At 65.1% G+C, this 14858-nt stretch carries 13 protein-coding genes and 2 tRNA genes; 5 read left to right on the plus strand and 10 right to left on the minus strand.

From position 1 onward, the window contains the following. Positions 1-50: 50 nt before the first annotated feature. Positions 51-1307 carry a winged helix-turn-helix domain-containing protein gene (locus tag ACOCMM_RS00695; RefSeq protein ID WP_419551300.1) on the plus strand — a complete coding sequence of 419 codons (1257 nt, stop codon included), beginning with the start codon at positions 51-53 and terminating at the stop codon, positions 1305-1307. A gap of 58 nt (positions 1308-1365) precedes the next feature. Beyond that, on the plus strand, positions 1366-2091 hold the full coding sequence (locus tag ACOCMM_RS00700) for a GIY-YIG nuclease family protein (RefSeq protein ID WP_419551301.1): 726 nt from the start codon (positions 1366-1368) through the stop codon (positions 2089-2091). A 45-nt stretch (positions 2092-2136) separates the two neighbouring features. On the opposite strand, the gene ACOCMM_RS00705 is transcribed toward ACOCMM_RS00700, so the two are convergent. Both ACOCMM_RS00705 and ACOCMM_RS00710 read right to left on the minus strand, forming a co-directional pair. Further along, positions 2137-3036: a hypothetical protein gene (locus tag ACOCMM_RS00705; protein WP_419551302.1), complete on the minus strand. Its 900-nt coding sequence runs from the start codon at positions 3034-3036 to the stop codon at positions 2137-2139. A gap of 26 nt (positions 3037-3062) precedes the next feature. After that, the gene (locus ACOCMM_RS00710) at positions 3063-4127 is read right to left on the minus strand and encodes a DNA methyltransferase (RefSeq protein WP_419551303.1); all 1065 of its coding nucleotides are present in this window, start codon (positions 4125-4127) and stop codon (positions 3063-3065) included. 199 nt (positions 4128-4326) lie between these two features. Between ACOCMM_RS00710 and ACOCMM_RS00715 the strand changes: the two genes are divergently transcribed. Both ACOCMM_RS00715 and ACOCMM_RS00720 read left to right on the plus strand, forming a co-directional pair. Further along, a tRNA-Asp gene (locus ACOCMM_RS00715) sits at positions 4327-4401 on the plus strand. Between the two features lies 1 nt (position 4402). After that, positions 4403-4475 (plus strand) — tRNA-Phe (locus tag ACOCMM_RS00720). A gap of 79 nt (positions 4476-4554) precedes the next feature. Here the strand turns inward: ACOCMM_RS00720 and ACOCMM_RS00725 are convergent. Genes ACOCMM_RS00725 through purL form a run of 4 tightly spaced genes read right to left on the minus strand, consistent with a single transcriptional unit; the run spans position 4555 to position 10977 of the window. Next, on the minus strand, positions 4555-5970 hold the full coding sequence (locus tag ACOCMM_RS00725; protein WP_419551304.1) for an NAD-dependent malic enzyme: 1416 nt from the start codon (positions 5968-5970) through the stop codon (positions 4555-4557). A gap of 47 nt (positions 5971-6017) precedes the next feature. Continuing rightward, positions 6018-7115: a phosphoribosylformylglycinamidine cyclo-ligase gene (gene purM / locus ACOCMM_RS00730; protein ID WP_419551305.1), complete on the minus strand. Its 1098-nt coding sequence runs from the start codon at positions 7113-7115 to the stop codon at positions 6018-6020. Then, the gene (purF, locus tag ACOCMM_RS00735; RefSeq protein ID WP_419551306.1) at positions 7112-8659 is read right to left on the minus strand and encodes an amidophosphoribosyltransferase; all 1548 of its coding nucleotides are present in this window, start codon (positions 8657-8659) and stop codon (positions 7112-7114) included. Before purF ends, purM begins: the two co-directional genes overlap by 4 nt. Then, on the minus strand, positions 8656-10977 hold the full coding sequence (purL, locus tag ACOCMM_RS00740) for a phosphoribosylformylglycinamidine synthase subunit PurL (RefSeq protein WP_419551307.1): 2322 nt from the start codon (positions 10975-10977) through the stop codon (positions 8656-8658). Before purL ends, purF begins: the two co-directional genes overlap by 4 nt. Before the next feature lie 71 nt (positions 10978-11048). On the opposite strand from purL, the gene ACOCMM_RS00745 reads away from it, so the two are divergent. Beyond that, a complete protein-coding gene (locus tag ACOCMM_RS00745) occupies positions 11049-11450 on the plus strand; it encodes a hypothetical protein (protein ID WP_419551308.1) in 402 nt (133 codons plus the stop codon). Positions 11451-11501: 51 nt separating this feature from the next. Here ACOCMM_RS00745 and purQ read toward each other — a convergent pair whose 3' ends face one another. The 4 genes from purQ to purB are packed head-to-tail and all read right to left on the minus strand — an operon-like array spanning position 11502 to position 14857. Beyond that, positions 11502-12206 (minus strand): phosphoribosylformylglycinamidine synthase subunit PurQ, encoded by a 705-nt coding sequence (gene purQ, locus ACOCMM_RS00750; RefSeq protein ID WP_419551309.1) that lies wholly within the window; start codon positions 12204-12206, stop codon positions 11502-11504. After that, entirely contained in the window at positions 12203-12475 is a 273-nt protein-coding gene (purS, locus tag ACOCMM_RS00755; protein WP_419551310.1) for a phosphoribosylformylglycinamidine synthase subunit PurS, read from the minus strand. The genes purQ and purS overlap by 4 nt, the downstream gene beginning before the upstream one ends. Beyond that, positions 12472-13377 (minus strand): phosphoribosylaminoimidazolesuccinocarboxamide synthase, encoded by a 906-nt coding sequence (locus ACOCMM_RS00760; RefSeq protein WP_419551311.1) that lies wholly within the window; start codon positions 13375-13377, stop codon positions 12472-12474. Before ACOCMM_RS00760 ends, purS begins: the two co-directional genes overlap by 4 nt. Before the next feature lie 49 nt (positions 13378-13426). Further along, positions 13427-14857: an adenylosuccinate lyase gene (gene purB / locus ACOCMM_RS00765; protein WP_419551312.1), complete on the minus strand. Its 1431-nt coding sequence runs from the start codon at positions 14855-14857 to the stop codon at positions 13427-13429. Position 14858: the final 1 nt, after the last annotated feature.

A 14858-nucleotide genomic window follows, 5' to 3' on the forward strand; every position in this document is an offset into this window, starting at 1 on the left:
GGAGATTTCTGATTACGCGCATCGTCATGCGATGCGCCGACCGGCCTCGAATGACACAAGCGCGGCCGGCGCGCCTGAGCCTGCGGGCAGCGCGGCGCCTCGCCATTGGCGCCCAGGGGTTGGCGGCACCGCTGCCAGCCGGCCGTGGAGATGTCCGGCACCTGCGCACGGCCATGAATCGCATGGGTCTGCTGCAGATCGACGCCGTCAGCGTGCTGGCACGCTCACACCTGCTGGTGTTGCGGGCCCGGCTCGGCGGCACACACGACAGCGTGCTGCGACTGCTGGAACGCGCCGCGTACACCCGCCGCGCGGACCAACGCAGCTTGACCGAGTACTGGAGCCATGAGGCATCGTTCGTTCAGGTGAGCGACTGGCCGCTGTATCGCTGGCGCATGCAGCGCGGCGAGCGAGGCGAGATGTGGAGCGGCTATGCGCGCTTCGGGCGCGATGAACCACGCCGCATCGAGGAGGCATTGGCATGGTTGGCCGACAATGGACCAGCATCATCGGCGGAACTGGACGCAGCGCTGGGCTGGGGGCCCGGTGTGCGGGGGCCATGGGGCACACGCAGCAACGGAAAGATAGCGCTGGCATGGCTCTTCTGGTGCGGTCATGTGGGCGTCGCGGAGCGGGTCGGCTTTACTCGCCGCTACGACATGATCGAACGTGTGCTGCCCGACGATGTGCTGGCACGCGAGATTGATGAGCCGGACGCTCACCGAGCGTTGCTGTGCCAAGCCGCCAGCTGCCTCGGCATTGCCACTGCAGACGATCTGATCGACTATCACCGGCTGCCGAAGCGCATTGCGCGGATGCGCATTCGCGAATTAGTCGAAGAGGGCACCCTGCTCGAAGCGACAGTCGAAAGCTGGGACCGTCCTGGCTATGTGCCTGCCGCGCTGAAGCGTGGCCGCAGGCGGTCCCGGTCGGTGCTGCTCAGTCCGTTCGATCCCCTGGTGTGGTACCGCCCGCGTGCTGACCGCCTCTTCGGGTTCCATTACCGGATCGAGATCTACACACCCAAGGCGAAGCGTCAGTACGGCTATTTCGTACTGCCGTTCCTGCACGACGACGCGCTGGTGGCACGTCTCGATGTCCGTTTCGATCGACAGCGCAACATGCTGGAAGTACCCGCTTCCTGGGCAGAACCAGGGTCGTGGCCCAGCGACGGGGAAGCTGAGACAGACGCTCTCCAGGCGTTGGCAGCCGAACTGCGTGCCCTGTCCGAGTGGTGCGGCGGCGAGGGAGTGTCGGTGTCATCGCGCGGTGATCTCGCCGGCCGTCTGCGTAAGACGATGGCGTAGGGTGCCCAAACTGAACTATGGCAATTTCTCGTCTGAGCGGCAAAAGGCGGTCCAAGACATGAACAGCGCGTCCGCTGACTCACGTGTCGCCAGCGTTGAGAGTCAAGCCTCACTCGAGACATCAGTGCGCGCCGGATACGTGTATGTCGCGACCAACCCTGCCATGCCCGGCATTGTCAAGATCGGCAGCACAACTCAGGATGATCCGCAGAGTCGCATCAGTTCGCTGTTCAACACGAGCGTGCCGGTGCCGTTCGAGATGGAGTACGCCGCTTCTGTGAGCGACGATCCCGTGGCTGTGGAGCAGGCACTCCACCAAGCGTTCAGTCCTCAGCGCGTGCATCCGAAGCGAGAGTTTTTTGAGATTGCTCCTGAGCAGCCCATCGCCATCCTGCGACTCATTAGCGCTATGGATATCACCGAGGACGTGCGTGCCGAGGTGGATGCCGAACAGTCTCCGGCCGATAGACGATCGCGCGAACGGCTTCGGCGTCCTCGACTCGATTTCGTTGAACTCGGCTTCACTCCGGGGGCGCGCCTCGTCTACGAAAACGATGCAGGCGTCATAGTGGAGGTCGCCGATCAGCGGCAAGTGCGGTTGCTGCACCTATCAGATGGCGACTACGAGGGCCTGCACGTGGGTGATGACTTGTTCCACCTATCGCCGTTGACGTCCGCTCTGCTCGGATTGGATCGAAACGTTGCCCCGAGTCGCTATTGGCGCTCTGAGGACGGACGACTGCTCAACGACATCTATAACGAAGTGTATGGCCCGGCGACGTGAGTTGCCCAGTGACTTCACAACGTGGAGCGCGCCTCGTCTGAAGACTCAGTCGGTGCTTAGCAGCACCGCCAAGCGTCGAAGGGTGGCTACGACCTCCTCGGCGCGTGCTGCGCTGCCGCCGGCGAGCATTTCAGCAGCCTCGGTGCTCAAGAGAGACCACACCGTCTCTGGATCGCTGTCGTCGGTGTGTTTTCGCAGGAACGCTGTCCAATCTCGAGCCGGAATCCCCGCCAAGGGCTGCCGAATTGCGTCGTCAATCCAATCGTCCATGATGCCGATGCGCGCGATCCTGCCGAAGTTGTGGCCGCTGTCGGACACCGGCTCGTCAACCGTGTGATCACGGCCGCTATAGGGCACGACTCCAGTAGGCATCCGAATTGTCGTATCGCTGCGCGCCCTTCGAATGTGCTGCCACCAGTGGTTGCGATACTCCGCGGCATAACGAGCCGACCAGATGCCGGGCGCCAGGACGCGAGGCTTGCCCGACACCACATTCGATAGGCACCACGGCACCACAGCGAGAAGATCCCATTCGCTGCACGCCATCGGCGTGACGGTGTATCGAAAACTCGGCACGGCCTCCTTCGCGAGCAGGTACCAGCCCTTCAGCTCGATTCCCATCGCCACGTCGTCGATGCCCTCAGTACTGCGGCGACGCAAGAGGACATCGGGGAACGTTTGCGCCTGCCGGACGAATTCATGCAGCGGCCACTCGCCCTCAGGATCCCAGACCTCGCGCATTCGATTCAGCGCCTCCACGACCTGCACCTCGATGGTCGCGCCGAGAACTGTGTTCAACGCAAACAGATCAGTCGCATCGAGGCCCTCCATGATCGTCGGCGACTGGAAGTGAATTGGCAATGCGGTGAGCGCATCCCGAACCCCGTTGGCGAGAGACGTAATTCGATGGTCGGGATCCGGCTCAGGCGGGGTCGGTTCGTCCATGCGCGGGGCACGGGCGTCGCTGGGCATCACAAGTTCTCGTGTGGAGCAGTTGATGCCTCCAAGAGCCGCTGTTCAGCGACATCGGCAAAGTGATGTACCTGCTCAGCTGCACATGCGTGCCGTCCGGACGCGATTGCTGCAGCAGCGGCGCTGCACAAGCCACCGAACGGCTCCCAGACGACATCGCCTGGGCGCGTGGCCGCCGTGATGATGCGCCGCATGAACTCGATCGGCTTCTGATTGAGGTGGACGGCCGCGTGACGACCTGGATTGTGGACACGCGGTGCGGAGCGGATGCCATTGCCCTTGTAGCGCTCGTCGCTGTGCAACGCCGGCCGGGGCCACACATTCGTCAGGCCATGGACATGAGTCCAGACGTGACGCAGACGCGACCACTCCGATGCTGTGAGGAGCGAAGCCCCGTCGACGGAGTAGTAGGGGGCGCCCTGCGGGTCGCCATGGCGATTCGCGTAGACGACCAATCGCTCCAGCATCTCGGGCGGCGGGAAGTACCAGAGCCAATCCTGGGTCAGGTACTTGCGAGTCGCTGCGTTTGCAACGCCGCACGCCTCGTTTGCGCGATACAGCGGCAAGCCGGCTCGTCGCCACTCATGGCGAAGCCACTGCTTGGCAGACATGACGCCCTCGGCCGTCTCGAATTCAAGTCGCCGACGGTAGAACACGCAAACTTCGGTGGTCACGGGGAACTGACGGATCGTGTCGCCATTCACATTGCCAGCGATGTGACTGAGTCCCTTGTCCCAGACGATGCTCTGGACGTAATCCCATCCGGCTTCATCCAGCAGAGGATGCACATTCGCCCAGCCGATCTCCGTATTCCAGAACCACAGCGTCGTAGCCGGGTGAGCGAACTTGGACCAATTCTCGATATGGGGCGCGTACCAATTTGCCAATTCTGATGGCGTACGCGGATCACCAGGAAACCCACCGACACCGTACGCACCGTCGGACATGATGAGTGCAGGTCGCGGCCACTCGACGTAGACATCGAGGACATCACCACGGTGCAGCGACCAACGCGGGCGCGCTACGCCGGACGCTGCTTGAGCGCGCGCTTGTTCGTCCGCCATACGACCAGAATAGGCAGGGGGTGTCACCGACTCATTGCTCATTACCAGAGGTCGCCGATGATCGCACACCGGCCACACGATGGCTGGACGACCACGTCGAAATCGGCGCTGATTGCTGATCGAGGTGGCTATCGTTGCTGCTCTTGCATCGGCAGGGATTCCGGTCTCCACGTTGGTGCAAGCACACAGCAATGCAGCTGGTCCCGTGGTGAAGTCTGGAGTTCACGCTGGCCTGTCAAGCCAGAGGTCGCGGGTTCAAATCCCGTCGGGACCGCGGTCGGGTAGCTCAGTTGGCAGAGCGCGCGCCTGAAAAGCGTGAGGTCACCGGATCGACGCCGGTCCCGACCACGAGCACAAGCGGCCGAAAGGGCTTCGCCCTCGGCCGCTGAATTCGACAGGTGCCGTCGCGACAAGCCTCGCCGGGCGTCTAGCGGCGTGTGACGTTGTCGGCTTGGGCTGCGGATGCGACGGCTGTGGCTACTGCCGGAACGACTGAGCGGTCGAACGCGGTGGGGATGACGAGATCGGGGCTGAGATCGTCACTGGACACCGCTGCCGCGATGGCGTCGGCAGCCGCAATCTTCATGTTCTCGGTGATGTCCGTGGCGCCAGCGTCGAATGCACCGCGGAAGATGCCCGGGAATGCGAGCACATTGTTGATCTGGTTGGGATAGTCGCTGCGACCCGTCGCCATGACCCCGACGATGTCGGCGATGGCGTCAGGCAGGATCTCGGGATCCGGATTGGCCATCGCGAACACGATCGGCCGCTCGGCCATCGTCTCGACGTCGGCGCGCGTGACAAGGCCGGGGCCGCTCAGACCCAGGAACACATCAGCGCCCGCCATCGCGTCGGACACCCACCCCTCCACGCGATCGACGTTCGTGTTGTTCGCCAGCCACGCCTTGGAGTGATTCAAGTCAGTGCGTCCGGGATGGATGGTGCCCTTGCGGTCGCACGCGATCACGTCGCCGATGCCCGCACCGAGCAGGATCTTGGCCGTCGCAACGCCCGCGGCGCCCGCGCCCAGGATGACGCAGCGCAGATTCGCCGTCTCCTTGCCGACGATGCGCGCCGAGTTTTCGAGTGCCGCAAGAGCCACCACAGCGGTGCCGTGCTGGTCGTCGTGGAACACCGGAATGTCGAGCGCGGCGCGCAGCGCTTCCTCGACCTCGAATGCGCCCGGCGCTGCGATGTCTTCCAGGTTGATCCCGCCGAAGGTCGGTGCGAGCCGGATGACCGTCTCGACGATCTCGGCGGGCTCGTTGACGTCGAGGCAGATCGGGAAGGCATCCACTCCGGCGAATTCCTTGAAGAGGAGCGCCTTGCCTTCCATCACCGGCATCGCCGCGGCGGGACCGATATCGCCGAGACCGAGCACCGCTGTGCCGTCGGTGACGATCGCCACCGTGTTGCCCTTGATGGTCAGGTCGTGGACGCGCTCGGGTTCGTCCACGATTGCCCGGCACACCCGGGCCACACCGGGTGTGTAGGCCATGGAGAGGTCGTCGGCATTTCGCAGCGGGATGCGGCTGACCGTCTCGAGCTTGCCGTCGGCGTGGAGCTCGAAGGTGCGGTCGAGGGCTGAGATGACCGTGATGCCTTCGAGGCCGTTCACCGCCGCGCAGATCTGGGCGATGTGGGCCTCGCTGGAAGCGTCCACGACGATGTGCTGCGTCAGGGTTCCTTGCATGATGGTGAAGCCGTCGAGGCTTTGGATGTTGCCCCCGACGTCACCGATGGCCATGCACAGCCGGCCGAGTGTGCCCGGTACGTGGGCAAGCTCGACCTCGAGCGTGGCGGAGAAGGCGGCGGTGGGTCGAGACCCTGCGGTGGCAGTCATCAGTGCTCCTGGCGCGGCTGCAGCGCTGGCAGGGTATTGGGCGCCGGTTAGGTATCAGGGTTGACGAGGCAGGCGGTGCCGGTACCGGGCCCGACTTCGCCGATCATCCAAGCCTCGTAGCCCGCAGCGTGAGCCGTGGCGACCGCAGCATCTGCTTGTGAAGGCGGCACGGCAACCACCATGCCGATCCCCAGGTTGAAGACGCGTTCCATCTCCGACGGCATCACCGGTCCGGTGCTGGCGATGTGGCTGAAAATGGTCGGCACCGGCCAGGTGCCGCGCTGGATCACGGCGTCGGCGGCGGGTCCCAGCATGCGCGCTACGTTTGCGGCCAGTCCCCCGCCCGTGATGTGGGCGGCCCCGCGTGCATCGCACTCGGCAAAGAGCGCGAGCACCGTCGGGGCGTAGATCGCCGACGGCGCCAGCAGCTCGTCGCCCAGCGTGCGATCGGCACCTGGCCATGCCGGCGCATCGAGCAGTTCCGGCTCGGGCGAGCTGCCGAGCAGGACGCGGCGGGCGAGGCTGTAGCCGTTGCATCGCAACCCGCCCGATACCAGCCCAACGAGCACAACGGGTTCCCCGGTGAGCGGTCGAGGCAGCCGCGCGCGCTCGGCTACACCCACAGCGAAGCCGGCGATGTCAACCTCTCCAGGTGCGAGCGCATCGGGATGCTCCGCTAGCTCACCACCGACCAGGGCACAGCCGGCGCTGCGGCAGCCGGCCGCCAAGCCGGACACAATCGCCTCGACGACATCGGGCTCGAGTCGCCCCGCAGTGATCTGATCGTGGAACAGCAAGGGCTGCGCGCCGAGCGTGACGATGTCGTCGACGCACATGGCCACCACATCGATCCCGATGGTGTCCCAGCGGCCAAGCGCCGCGGCGATGAGCGGCTTGGTGCCAGCACCGTCGTTCGCACTCACCAGCACCGGTTCGGTGAAGCCGTCCGGCAGCGCCGTGACCGCGCCGAAGGCCCCGATGTCGCTCAGCACTTCTGGCCGGAACGTGCTGCGAGCGTGCGGCGCCAATCGGCGGACCGCTTCGTCGCCGGCTGCGATGCTCACCCCTGCTGTCTCATACGTCAACGGCCCCGTGTCGCTGGCCGCGGTGATGCCGGCAGGCGTGGCGACAGGTTCGTCTGTCATCCCGCGACGGATCCCGCGACGGCAGCCGGTTGCACGCTGCCCGTCGCGATGAGCGAGCGGCTGGGCTCGCTGGTGCCGCCGCCGAAGACTTCCGCTCGTGCCTGAGCGCCAATCTCGACCGGGTATGCGCCCGTCAGGCATGCATGGCAGAAACCGCCGCCCGGCACGCCGGTTGCTTCGATGAGCTGGTCGAGGCTGAGGTAGGACAGCGAGTCGACCCCCAGGAACGCCTCGATCTGTTCCAGATCGCGGTTCGCCGCCAGCAGCTCATCGGACGTGCCCGTGTCCATGCCGTAGAAGCACGGCCAGCGGTACGGGGGCGAGGAGATGCGCAGGTGCACCTCGGTGCCGCCAGCCCCGCGCAGCAGGTCCACTATGGATCGAGTGGTGGTGCCCCGCACGATCGAATCGTCGACCACCACGAGCCGTCGCCCGTCGATGTTGGAGCTGATCGGATTCAGCTTCGTTCGTACACCCAGCGACCGGACGAGCGGGTTCGGAGTGATGAACGTGCGACCGATGTAGCGGTTCTTGACCAGTCCGTCGCCGTAGGCAATTCCGCTGGCGCGTGCGTAGCCCTGTGCTGCGGGAATGCCCGATTCGGGTACAGGCATGACCAAGTCGGCCTCGACTGGTGCATTGGTCGCCAGGTGGGCCCCCATGCGCTGGCGTGCAGCGTGGACGTTCTGTCCGGCCAGAGTGGTGTCGGGACGCGAGAAATACACGAATTCGAAGACGCACAGGCGCGAGGGCGCGCCTTCGCCAGCCCTTCCGCCGCCTGCGAAGGGCCACAGTGAGCGGCACCCGGCTGCGTCGATGATGATCATCTCGCCCGGCTGAATCTCGCGCTCGAACGATGCCCCGACAACCTCCAGCGCAGGATTCTCCGAAGCCAGCACCCAACCGCCGTCGAGGCGCCCGACGCACAACGGCCAGATGCCGTGCGGATCGCGAACCCCGATCAAGCGGTCGCGATCGGCAACCACGAACGTGAATCCGCCGCGCAGGCTGGGCAGTACGTGTGCCAGCGCTTCGGTCACCGCCTCGCGCGGCCGGGTGCGGGTTGTCTGCGGGGTAGCGGTGACGCGCTGCGCGATCAGCTCGGCGACCAAGTCGCTGTCGCTGGTGACGACGCCGTCCAGCATCCCTGACGAGGTCGCCAGCTCAGCCGTGTTAGTGAGGTTTCCGTTGTGACCCAGGGCGAACTCGGTTCCATCGAGACCGCGGTAGAACGGCTGCGCCGCCCGCCACGAGCTGGAACCCGTCGTGGAGTAGCGGGTGTGACCGATGGCGAGGTCGCCTTCGAGGCCCGCCAGCACGCGGTCGTCGAAGGCGCTGGCCACCAGGCCCATGTCCTTCACCACCGTGATGTGCGTGCCATCGGACACTGCGATGCCGGCTGATTCCTGCCCGCGGTGCTGCAGCGCGTACAGCCCGAGGTAGCACAGGTGAGCGACCGGTCCGCCCGGCAGGTACACGCCGAAGACACCGCAGGCCTCGCGCGGCTTGATGAGATCCACGCCTTCGTCGGGAGCCTCGCTCATGCCGCTGCTCCATCGATCGGCCCCGCGAACGATTGGGGCAAGGCGCCGCGCCACCGGGCGACGGTGTCGGCGAGCGCAAGGTCGATGTCGTAGCCGGGCTCCCCACGGCGACCGATCTGCACCCTCGATCCGCCGAACCGGCCAAGGCGGCGGCACTCGACGCCCGCCGACGAAGCCACACGCGCAAGGCGTTCGACGTCACCCCCTTCGACGGCCGCCAGGACGCGACCCAGTGGCTCTGCGAACAACGTACGGACCGCGGGCGCAGATGCTCCAAGCGGCGGGATCCGGGCTTGCACGCCTGCGCCCCCGCGGCAGCACATCTCTGCAATGGCCAACCCAATCCCCCCGTCAGAGACATCGTGGGCGAACTGGAGGAGCTTGTCCCGCACCGCTGCGGCCACGAAGCGGGCGGTTGCGACCGCACCGGGGAGGTCGACCACCGGCAGCGCCCCGTCTCGGCAGTGGCGGCGTTCCCATGCCCACCGGCTGCCGCCGAGCGGGACCGGCTGCGCCGAGGGGGCTTGCGGCCCGCGAATGTTGCCGGGCGCAACCTCGGGTGCAGCCAGGAGCACGAGTTCGATTCCAGCTCGCAAGCTGTCGGGGACCGGCCGCCGCACGAGTTCAGGGTGGACACCGATCATGCACACCACCGGCGTCGGAGCGATATTGATGCCGTTGGTTTCGTTGTAGAGGCTGACGTTGCCTCCGACGACCGGTACACCCAGCGCATCGCAGGCTTCGGTCATGCCGTCAATGGCCTCTGACAGCTGCCACATCACCTCGGGATGCGTCGGATTGCCAAAATTGAGGCAGTTCACGAGCGCGAGCGGATCGGCCCCGACGCAGGCAAGGTTCATCGCCGATTCGATCACGACCATGGCAGTGCCCCAGCCAGGATCAGCATCGCACCAGCGATGATTGCCGTCGACCGAGACCGCCAGGCCCCGGCCGGTGGGCGTGCCGGAGCGGGGGTCGCGCAGTCGCAGCAGCGTGGCGTCGTGGCCGGGACCGACGACCGTGTTGCAGAACAGCTGATGGTCGTACTGCCGGTACACCCAGCGCGGATCCGCCAGCATCGCCAGCAGATCCTCCGCGCACTCGCCCGGGCTGGCGTCGCCCGAGGCGGCGGCTGGGTCGACGTCCCGGCGTGCCGCCATGTCGGCGGGCGGCCGCATGGGCCGGTCATACGTCGGTGCGTCGTCGTGCAGTGTGGCGGCAGGAATCGCGGCGAGGATCTCGCCGTCGACACCGTCGCGCACACGCAGCATCCCGTCGCCGGTCACACGCCCGACGACCGTTGCCGTCACTTCCCACGCTTCGCAGATCGCGCTCACCTGATCAACGTTGCCCGGCGAGACAATCGCCAGCATTCGTTCCTGAGATTCCGACGTCATGATTTCGGACGGGACCATGCCGACTTGGCGCAACGGCACCGCGGTGACATCAACTTCCATGCCGGTCCCGCCCCGTGAAGCTGTCTCGCTCGCGGCGCAGGTCAACCCGGCTCCACCAAGGTCTTGGATTCCGCTGACGAGTCCTGCATCAAGCATCTCCAAGCACGCCTCGATGAGACGTTTCTCCTCGAAGGGATCGCCGACCTGAACGCTCGGCCGTTTGGCTGCGTCGTCGGCGCCTTCGTCGAAGCCCGCAGACGCCAGCACGCTGACGCCCCCAATGCCATCGCGACCCGTGCTCGCGCCCATCAGGACAGCCAAGCTGCCCACTTCGGTCGCACGACCCAAGACGAGACGCTCAGTCGGCATGATCCCGAGTGCGGCCACATTGACGAGCGGATTGTCGCGATAGGTCTCACACGACACGAACTCGCCCGCAATGGTGGGCACACCGACGCTATTGCCATAACCAGATATTCCGCTGACGATTCCCTCGGCAATCCAATTGCTTCGTGGCTCGTCAAGTGGCCCGACGCGCAAGGGATCGGCTAAGGCAATAGGTCGCGCGCCCATCGTGAAGATGTCGCGCAAGATGCCCCCGACTCCGGTTGCTGCACCTTGATACGGCTCGATAGCAGAAGGGTGGTTATGGCTCTCGATGCGCAATGCAACGGCGATCCCGTCGCCCACATCGACTACCCCCGCGTTCTCCCCCGGACCGACGAGCACACACGGCGCCTCGGTGGGCAAACGAGCAAGATGCCGACGCGATGACTTGTACGAACAGTGTTCCGACCACATGACTGCGTACATCGCGAGCTCAAGATGATTTGGCTCACGGTCCAGAAGTTCGCAGATGCGGTTGTATTCGGGGTCAGTGAGACCGAGCGCCACATGAATGCTCGAAGAAGTGGAAGACACTGCAGTCACATCAACCAGCCACATCGACTCTGGGACATATAACTGGGTTGCGAACGTGCTATACAAGCACCATGAGCGAACGAACAATGTCCGACGAGCACAAGGCTGCAATTGCTGCTGGGCGCATCGAAGCCGCTGCAGTGCGCGACTATCTTGAGGCTCTCGAAACGCATCGGCCGCGGCCAGGTCGCCGGCAGAGCGCCGAGTCGTTGAATGCCAAGAAGGACGCAATCGATGCCCAGATTGCCGAGGCAAAGCCGATCAAGCGCCTGCTCTTGATGCAAGAACGCCGGGACGTTGAAGCGGCTATTGAGGCGTTGCAGGTCGAACCCGATATGGCTTCTGTCGAAGAGGGCTTCGTCACCCACGCCGCCAACTACGGGCAACGCAAGGGAATCCAGTACGCCACTTGGCGTGAATTCGGCGTCCCAGCAGAAATGCTGGTCCGTGCTGGAATCACACGGGGCGGCTGACACTTCAGACCACCTCTGCCACAGCGCAAGAAGTTTGGGTCATAATACTTATTACTCCTCTTCAAGCCATGTGGCGCTCGTCGGCTGGCAGGTGCTTGCCGCGTGCAGCAACGCCTCGAGCAGCCTGGTCCCATCTGTTGAGCCCAATAGCTCGGACGTAGCGCGTTCTGGGTGGGGCATGAGTCCCACGACATTGCGCGATTCGTTGCAGATGCCGGCGATGTCGTCCACCGATCCATTCGGGTTGCCGACGTACCGCATCACTACTTGGTCGTTGTCGTGCAAACGCTGCAAAGTCACGGGATCACATACGTAGTTGCCTTCAAAGTGGTTGATCGGAATGCTCATTTCTTCCGACAGTGCCAACCCATGCCCGAGCACATGATTCACGGAAGCCATGGCGACCTGCTGCGGTTGACACAGAAAGGAGAGCCCGGCATTCGGACGCAGAGCCCCGGGGAGTAGGCCTGCTTCGGTCAACACTTGGAATCCATTGCAGATGCCGACGACGGGACCACCAGCGCTCGCGAACAAGGCCACTACGTCCATAATCGGCGAGAATCGAGCGATTGCTCCGGTTCGCAGGTAGTCGCCGTGCGCGAATCCTCCCGGTATCACGACTGCGTCAGCACCTTGCAGCGACGTGTCGTCACTTCGCAGTAGTTCGGTCTTCGTCCCCAACTCCTCCAACGCATCGAGTGTGTCGAGATCGCAATTCGTGCCCGGAAATCGAACGACGCCGACGGTGACGCTCACGAGCCGTGATCCTGATCTGCCACACGCAATCCGATACGGGCATCTTCGATCACCGGATTCGCCAGCAGGCGGTCGCACATCTGTTCCGTCACCGTCCGCGCCTCGGCCGCGTCTGCCGCCAAGAGCTCCATGCGGATGGCCTTGCCGACCCTGACGCCACTGACGCCGTCAAAACCCAGCGCCGCCAATGCGCGTTCGATCGTGGATCCGGCCGGGTCAGCGATCTCAGCTCGAGGCGATACCTCTACCAAGACGTCCCAGCGCTTCATGAAGCGGTGGCTTCCGCCAAGACGCCTGGCCGTGCCACCCAGTCGTCGAATGACTCGCCGGTCAATGTCTCGTACGCCTCGATGTACCGAGCGCGTGTGGCAGTGACCACATCGTCGGGCAGCGGCGGGGGCGGTGGCTCTTTGTTCCAGCCGGTGGCCTCGGTGGCATCCCGAACCGGCTGCTTGTCGAGCGACGGGGGCGTTGCGCCGGGCTTGTGGTGATCCTTGGGCCAGAAGCGAGACGAATCGGGTGTCAGCCACTCGTCGGCGATGACCAGCGAGCCGTCGACGAAGCCCAACTCGAACTTGGTATCAGCGATGATGATGCCTCGCTCAAACGCATGGGCGGCCGCCGTGCTGTACGCATCGACGCATATCCGGCGCGCGGCCTCAGCCGCTTCGGCTCCGACCAAGTCGGCGGCCGCGACAAACGAGATGTTCACGTCATGCCCATCAGTGGCCTTGGTTGAGGGTGTGAAGACTGGTTCAGGAAGCTGTTGCGATTCGAGCAAGCCAGCCGGCAACGGCTCATCGTGCATCGTGCCGTGCTCCAGGTATTCCTTCCATGCCGAACCTGTGATGTAGCCGCGCACAATGCACTCGATCGGCAGCATCTGCGCCCGGCGGACCAGGAGCGAGCGGCCGATCCACTCGCTCCGACGTGCGACCGCCGGAAAGTCGGCCGGATCGCTGGAGACCACGTGGGTCGGCGCTATGTCACCGAGCCAGTGCGACCACCAGGCCGTCATGGCGGCCAGCACGCGGCCCTTGTCGGGCACTGGTTCTGTGAAGACGACATCGAATGCCGAAATGCGATCGCTTGCGACCATCAAGAGGTGCCTGTCGTCGACGAGGTACATCTCGCGCACCTTGCCGCGGTGGATCAACTCAAGCTCGCTCACTGTGCTCCCTTCGAGATCCAACTGTTCGGTGCGCTCAGAGCTGCGAGGCTCACAGCACCTCGCCCCCTGTGTAGGTCACGGCAGCGGGGTATCGCTCCGCTACTTCGCTGGCAGCTGCCACAAAGGCATCGACCTGCTCGGCAGCGCGGCCGCTGAACGAGGCCGGATCGGCGAGCGCCGCTGCGACGTCGTCGGCGTTGAGCGCCAGGGAGGGATCGGCGACGATGCGTTCGGCAAGGTCGTTGTGGTCGGCCGTTCCCTCGCGTAGTGCCAGTGCTGCAGCGGTCGCGTGGGCGCCGATGCGTTCGTGCGCTTGCTCCCGGCCAGCACCCGCCGCGACCGCCGCGGCCAGCAACCGAGTCGTCGCGAGGAACGGCAGGTACTCGTCCAGTTCGGCGGCGACGCGTCCGGGAAACACGCCGAAGCCGTCCAGGACGCTGAACGCTGTCTCGAGTGCCCCGTCGAGTGCGAAGAAGGCGTCGGGAAGGACCACGCGCCGGACCACCGAACAGCTGACGTCGCCCTCGTTCCACTGGTCGCCCGCCAATTGCGATGCCATCGTCAGGTGTCCTCGAAGGATGGCCACCAGACCGTTGATGCGTTCGCTCGAGCGCGTGTTCATCTTGTGCGGCATCGCCGACGATCCCACCTGGCCCTCTGCGAAGCCCTCGGTCACCAGCTCGTGTCCGACCATCAGGCGCACGCTGAGCGCCAGGTTGCCCAGCGGGGCGGCGGCGCCCACGAGTGCAGCGACGACATCGAGGTCGAGCGAGCGGGGATAGACCTGACCAGCCGAGCCCAGCACACGGGCGAAGCCCAGCTCGTCGGCGATGCGGCGCTCCACACGGTCGACTGCTTCGGCATCGCCGCCCAGCAGGTCGAGCAGGTCCTGTTGCGTTCCCACAGGGCCGCGCAGGCCGCGCAGCGGGTAGCGGGCGGTCAGATCTTCGAGGCGTTCGGTGGCCACCAGCGCCTCAGTGCCGACGTTGGCCCACCGCTTGCCCAGCGTGGTGGCCTGCGCAGGCACATTGTGGGTGCGGGCGGTCATCACGAGATCGCGGTGGGCGGTCGCCAGGGCCCCAACGCGCATGATGAACGCCACCATCCTCTCGGTGACCAGTTGCAGCGCTTCACGCACCTGGCACTGCTCGACGTTCTCGGTGAGATCCCGCGAGGTCATGGCGCGATGGATCTGTTCGTGACCGGCCAGCGCGCAGAATTCCTCGATGCGCGCCTTCACGTCGTGTCGCGTAACCCGTTCGCGCTCGTTGATGGACTCGAGGTCAACCTGGTCGGCCACCTCGCGGTAGGCCTCCAGCGCGCCATCGGGAACGTCGACGCCGGCATCGCGCTGGGCTTCGAGCACAGCGATCCACAGACGGCGCTCGAGAATGACCTTGTGGCTGGGCGACCACAGCTCGGCCATCTCCGCAGAGGCGTAGCGCGTCGCCAGAAAGTTGGGGACCTCGGCTCTGCTCACG

The sequence above is a fragment of the Candidatus Poriferisodalis sp. genome (assembly GCF_965198245.1).
In the GTDB taxonomy this organism is placed as follows: domain Bacteria; phylum Actinomycetota; class Acidimicrobiia; order Acidimicrobiales; family Poriferisodalaceae; genus Poriferisodalis.

What these genes read in the sequence shown, in the direction of transcription:
- purF (WP_419551306.1), bottom strand. Translation starts at nt 8,659, where the DNA reads ATGAGCGAGGCTCCCGACGAAGGCGTGGATCTCATCAAGCCGCGCGAG.
- ACOCMM_RS00705 (WP_419551302.1), bottom strand. Translation starts at nt 3,036, where the DNA reads ATGGACGAACCGACCCCGCCTGAGCCGGATCCCGACCATCGAATTACG.
- ACOCMM_RS00710 (WP_419551303.1), bottom strand. Translation starts at nt 4,127, where the DNA reads ATGGCGGACGAACAAGCGCGCGCTCAAGCAGCGTCCGGCGTAGCGCGC.
- ACOCMM_RS00725 (WP_419551304.1), bottom strand. Translation starts at nt 5,970, where the DNA reads ATGACTGCCACCGCAGGGTCTCGACCCACCGCCGCCTTCTCCGCCACG.
- purS (WP_419551310.1), bottom strand. Translation starts at nt 12,475, where the DNA reads ATGAAGCGCTGGGACGTCTTGGTAGAGGTATCGCCTCGAGCTGAGATC.
- purM (WP_419551305.1), bottom strand. Translation starts at nt 7,115, where the DNA reads ATGACAGACGAACCTGTCGCCACGCCTGCCGGCATCACCGCGGCCAGC.
- ACOCMM_RS00745 (WP_419551308.1), top strand. Translation starts at nt 11,049, where the DNA reads ATGAGCGAACGAACAATGTCCGACGAGCACAAGGCTGCAATTGCTGCT.
- ACOCMM_RS00700 (WP_419551301.1), top strand. Translation starts at nt 1,366, where the DNA reads ATGAACAGCGCGTCCGCTGACTCACGTGTCGCCAGCGTTGAGAGTCAA.
- ACOCMM_RS00695 (WP_419551300.1), top strand. Translation starts at nt 51, where the DNA reads ATGACACAAGCGCGGCCGGCGCGCCTGAGCCTGCGGGCAGCGCGGCGC.